Genomic DNA, 5,563 nt, shown 5'->3' with positions numbered 1-5,563 from the left:
TTTTATCTCATTTCTTTATCCAATTCACTAGCTACTAATAAGCCCGAAATCAAAGAAGGAGGAACTCCAGGGCCTGGCACTGTAAGCTGACCAGTGTAGTAAAAATTTTGTATTTTCTTGCTTTTCAACGTTGGCTTCAGAATAGCCGTTTGCATAAGTGTGTTTGCCAAACCATACGCATTACCTTTGAAAGCATGATAATCTTGTTTAAAATCACGATGAGCGTAGCTTCTTTTGTATACCACAGCATCGCGAATCGAGGTTCCACAATATTTTTCAAGGCGTTCCATCAAAACATTGTAGTATTTTTCTCTCATTTCCTCCGTATCTTCCAAATCTGGCGCTACAGGAATCAACAAAAAGATATTCTCACAACCTTCGGGCGCTACACTACTATCTGTTACTGATGGCGCCGATGCATAAAATAATGGTTTGGAAGGCCATTTTGGTTCAGTATAAATTTCGTGGGCATGAAGACTGAAATCTTCATCAAAAAACAAATTATGATGCAAAAGTTTAGGAATACGTTTATTCACCCCCAAATAGAACAGTAGTGACGAAGGAGCCATCACTCGCTTGTCCCAGTATTGTTCATCATAATTACGGTAAGATTGCCCCAAAATTTTATCCTCAACATGATGATAATCAGCACTTGCAACTACTGCATCAGTATCAAAAGTACCTTGATTAGTAATAACTTGTTTGGCTATACTATTGTTTACTATTACTTTTTGTACTTCCTGATTATAAAGAATTTTTACGCCTTTTTCTTCCGCTAGTGCCACCATGCCTTGTACAATTTTATGCATTCCCCCCATCGGATACCACGTGCCTAGCTGCATTTCGGCGTAGTTCATCAAGCTATACATGGCTGGAGTGTTTTCGGGCGTAGCTCCCAAAAACAAAATAGGGAACTCCATAAGCTTCAATATTTTATCATCTGTAAAAAACTTACGGATATGCTTGGCAAAAGACTGAAACACATCTAAGCGAACTACATCATATAATAACTTTAAGCTTAAAAACTCTGAAATACTACGAGAAGGTTTCCAAACAAACTTATTGATACCTACATCATATTTATATTCGGCTTGTCGAAGAAATTCTCTAAATTTTGCTCCACTACCAGCCTCCATTTCCTCAAAAAGCGCTTCGAGCTTGTCTACCCCAGCAGGCAAGGCAATAGTTTCATTTCCTTCCAATATCACAGCGTACGACGGATCAAGACGCACTAAGTCATAATAATCAGAAGTTTTTTTATTGAATTTGGCAAAATAGTTATCAAAAATATCTGGCATCCAATACCAACTTGGCCCCATATCAAATGTAAAACCCTCTGCCTCAAACACTCTTGCACGACCACCTGCCATGCTATTTTTCTCTAGAATCGTAACATCATAACCTTTATCAGCCAAGCCAGTTGCCGCTGCCAAACCCGAAAATCCCGCTCCAATTACAATTACTTTTTTCATGTATAGTTTTGTTTAAGTATCCAAATCTGTTATTTCTTTTGTGGTTTTGAGATAGATACTTTTAGGTAATTAAAGTTTTTAAGTTAGTGCGCAAAAAAATTTAAGCTTTTAGATAATAGGCTTTAGGCAGTAAGCTAAAGAAAAAAAGGTGTTTTATAAAATTATAAAGACCTCTTGCCTAAGGCCGAGTACTTAGTAATTAAGTAGGAAAACGTTATTAGCTAACAATTGGTTATTTGAAGGTATCCATAATCCAAAGGTTATGGTCAAATTTTGCCTCAGATATTCTATTGATTTAATCTTTCCTATTACTAATTGAGATACAAAATTATAAGACGTAAGTGATGAGTTGGGAATCTACCATCATCACATACTATGTCCCAATAAATTTTACTTAGTACCATTTTCAAAAACTTTCCAGTGGATATTGTCCAAGAAATAGAAAAACCGTATTGTGATTTCCTAAATATTGTCAATCTATGCTTACTCCCTCTTTGTTCATCTAAATCTACAACGGAATTGGGATGTATTTCTAAATTGCTACTAAAAAAATGGTATTTAAAAAAAATAAAATCGAAGTCTAATACTGTAATAAACCGAGAAGCCTAAAGAATGTTTTGTAAAACATTTAGTTTTTAAAAATTAAACAAAAACAAAAAAGTCGAGCAAGCGCTCGACCCTTTGCAACTTTCTTCTGTTAACCAAAAAACTAATCAATTATTTCACAATTGTCGTTTTTGGAGTCAATACTTTTGGTGTTGATGAAGTGTAACTCCAGATAGAACGACCTGTCCTAATTAATTTTAGGCACCAAGTTACAATGTTTAAGCCTTAATTCCAATAAGCATACATGTGTAGCTTATCTTTTAATTCCTTTCTGGCTATATGAATACGATTCTTTACTGTACCTATTGGGATATTTAGTTTGTCTGCGATTTCATGGTATTTGAAGCCTCTAAAATACATTACAAAAGGCATACGATAGGCCTCATCTAACGATTTAACGGCATTTTCGATGTCATTGAGTGCAAAAGTACTAGCTGCACTGTTATCAGTACTTGACTCCAAAGAATTGATATAATGCAAGTTGTCGGAAGTATCAATGAAGGTATTTTTACGAACCATTTTTTGATAATTCGTAATAAAAGTATTTTTCATAATGGTATATAACCACGCCTTCAGATTGGTCCCTTCAGTGTATTTATCTCTGTTGGTAAATGCCTTCAACAAAGTGTCTTGTAACAAATCATTTGCATCTTCATAATCTCTTGTCAACTTCATGGCGAATGGTTTCAATGATTTTGAAACTCTACCTATGTGGAATGAAAATTCAACAGCAGTCATATTCTATTTGAGTTTATTTGTTGATTTGTTTAACAAATATAGTCTAACATTAAACAAACTTCAAAACTTTTTGGAATAAATTTTACATTAGAATTTTATTAATTTTTGCCCACAATAAGCCAAAAATCAAGCATTTATCAGAAAATCACAAGTTTCAGAAGAAATCAAAAAAGTTCCAAAGCACTAAAAAAAGTTTAACATTAGGCAAATTTCATTAAACAAGCCGTTTTGTTTAAGTCTTTATAGGTAAAAAGTTAAACAAAAAAAATAGAACCATCTTAAAATTGTCCAAATTCAAAAACCTGTATAATTGCAACAAAGTTGCAATTATACAATAACAATTAGTAACTTTGTTTACCAACAATATGATCGACAAACGTGAAAAAACTTTTTTTTATACTTACGATATTACTCAGCTTTGGGTTGAACATTTTTGCACAAAATCAATCTACTTGTAATTGTACACTCAGAGGTGTCGTACACGAAACCAATGCACACAATCCTATTCCAGGAGCGGTGGTATATTTGAAAGGAACTAAATATGCCGTATTCACTGATGCTAAAGGAGAATATCAATTTCCGAAACTTTGTCAAGGTGCCTATACACTTGTATGCCAAGCAGTGGGCTTTCAAAAGATTGAAGTACCTATCAACCTTACCAAGGAGCATTCAGAAGAGCTCACCCTTGCCAATGATGATGAACATTTGCAAGAGGTAGTAGTTTCAGGAAAAAAAACAGAACATCAGACCAAAGCCAAGTCGGTAATAGAAGGTAGCGACCTTGCTGAAACTCGTGGACAAAGTCTTGGGGAAGCGCTCAAAGCTGCCACAGGCGTAACCACACTCCAAACAGGCAGCAGCATTGCCAAACCCGTAATTCACGGTATGCACTCAAATAGGGTTTTGATTCTCAATAATGGTATTCGTCAGGAAGGGCAACAATGGGGTAGCGAGCATGCACCAGAAATTGACCCATTTATGGCACAAAAACTTACCGTGATTAAAGGCGCTGCGGGTGTTCGCTATGGCTCTGATGCCATTGCTGGAGTCATTATGGTAGAACCCAATCCCCTACCCGATTCGTCGGCAATTCATGGTGAAGCTAATTTGGTAGGCTTTTCGAACGGTCAGCAAGGAATCATCTCTGGAATTATCGAGGGAGGTTTTCCCAAGAAAAAAGGCTGGGCTTGGCGTTTGCAAGGCACTTACAAAAGAGGAGCTGACATCAAAACTGCCGATTATTACCTAGCCAATACGGGTATCCAAGAACGAAATTTTTCGGCAACCATTGGTTACAATACCGCTCACTGGGGCGCAGAAGCCTATTTTAGCTACTTTGACACTCAACTAGGTATTTTTTCGGGTTCGCATATTGGCAATATTACAGACTTACTCACCGCCATTAATAGTTCTCGCCCCAGTAGTGACTATACACCATCTTCGGCGAGCTATACCATCAATCGCCCCAATCAAGATTTGGCGCACAATTTGCTTAAAGTAAAGTCTTTTTTAGTAAGTGAAAATCTTGGAAAATGGCAGTTGACTCTTTCTCGCCAATATGATTGGCGTTTGGAATATGATGTGCCAAGAGGTAACCGCACCCTAAACACCCTTAATTTCAAACTCACAACCTACCAAGCCGAGTTATTGCTTGACCACAAACCACTTTGGGGTACTTTGAGTGGTACAATTGGGGCAAGCGGTATGTATCAAGAAAACCTTTCTTCTTCATACGAACTCACCAAGCCACTTATCAACACCGTATTAATTCCAAACTATCAAACAAAAAGTGGAGGAATCTTTTTGATTGAACGTTGGGTAAAAAATCGCTGGGAAGTAGAAGGTGGCGTACGTTACGATATTCGTTCTTCGGATGCTTATGGATTAGATGCTTCGAGCAAACTATTCAACTATTCGTTTACTTTTAATAATGCCTCCTCGACCATTGGTTTTGTATGGAATACCACAGAATCATTATCCTTCAAAGGAAATGCTGCTATTGCTTGGCGTGCACCCAATATGAATGAACTCTTCTCAAATGGTGTACACCACGGTGCAGCAGCCTACGAAAAAGGGAATATCAATCTGCAACCCGAGGTAGCAAATAATTTTTCGGTCACAGCCGAATACTCTGGTAGTAAATGGGCATGGGAAATTAGTCCTTATTTGAACTTAATCAACGATTTTATTTACCTAAAGCCTCGTGTAGAAAATGGGGAGATTCAAACGGTGTTATCTGTAAGAGGCGCTTTTCCTGCCTTTGACTATACACAAGTAGATGCACGATTTGCAGGTGTAGACGCATCCCTAAAATATTTGATTTCAAAGCACTTTACGATTACCGAAAAATACTCGATGGTCAGAGCCAAAGATACTCGCAACAATGTTTATATGGTCAATATTCCTGCCGACCGTTTGGAGAGTAGTCTACGCTATACTTTTGGCAAAAATCAGGCTTATGTGAGCTTAACCAACCTATTAGTAGCTCGCCAAACACGAGTAGAGGCTAATAGCGATTTCTTGGCACCTCCTTCAGGATACAGTTTATGGAGTATGAATGCTTCGTACCCTTATAAAAGCTTCACCTTTGGTTTGGGCATAAGCAATCTGCTCAACAAATCTTATCGTGACTACATGAATCGCTTCAGATATTTTACAGACGAAATGGGAAGAAATATTTCGTTGAGAGTGCAGTATAGATTTTAAAATAGGGGTTAGGGGTTAGGGGTTAGGGGTTAGGGGTTAGG

General features: G+C 37.3%; 3 protein-coding genes. 1 reads left to right on the top strand and 2 read right to left on the bottom strand.

All coding sequences use genetic code 11. The annotated features are described in order from the left end of the window. Nucleotides 1-2: 2 nt before the first annotated feature. The gene (locus tag ACOVQ4_RS02365) at nt 3-1,472 is read right to left on the bottom strand and encodes a phytoene desaturase family protein (RefSeq protein WP_421819061.1); all 1,470 of its coding nucleotides are present in this window, start codon (nt 1,470-1,472) and stop codon (nt 3-5) included. A gap of 831 nt (nt 1,473-2,303) precedes the next feature. Continuing rightward, nucleotides 2,304-2,816, bottom strand: a complete 513-nt coding sequence (locus tag ACOVQ4_RS02360) for an RNA polymerase sigma factor (protein ID WP_421819060.1) — start codon at nt 2,814-2,816, stop codon at nt 2,304-2,306. Nucleotides 2,817-3,194: 378 nt separating this feature from the next. On the opposite strand from ACOVQ4_RS02360, the gene ACOVQ4_RS02355 reads away from it, so the two are divergent. Next, the gene (locus ACOVQ4_RS02355) at nt 3,195-5,522 is read left to right on the top strand and encodes a TonB-dependent receptor (protein ID WP_421819059.1); all 2,328 of its coding nucleotides are present in this window, start codon (nt 3,195-3,197) and stop codon (nt 5,520-5,522) included. Nucleotides 5,523-5,563: the final 41 nt, after the last annotated feature.

Source organism: Flectobacillus sp. (genome assembly GCF_049240685.1).
GTDB lineage: Bacteria > Bacteroidota > Bacteroidia > Cytophagales > Spirosomataceae > Flectobacillus.
This window is presented reverse-complemented; position numbering and strand designations above follow the sequence as displayed.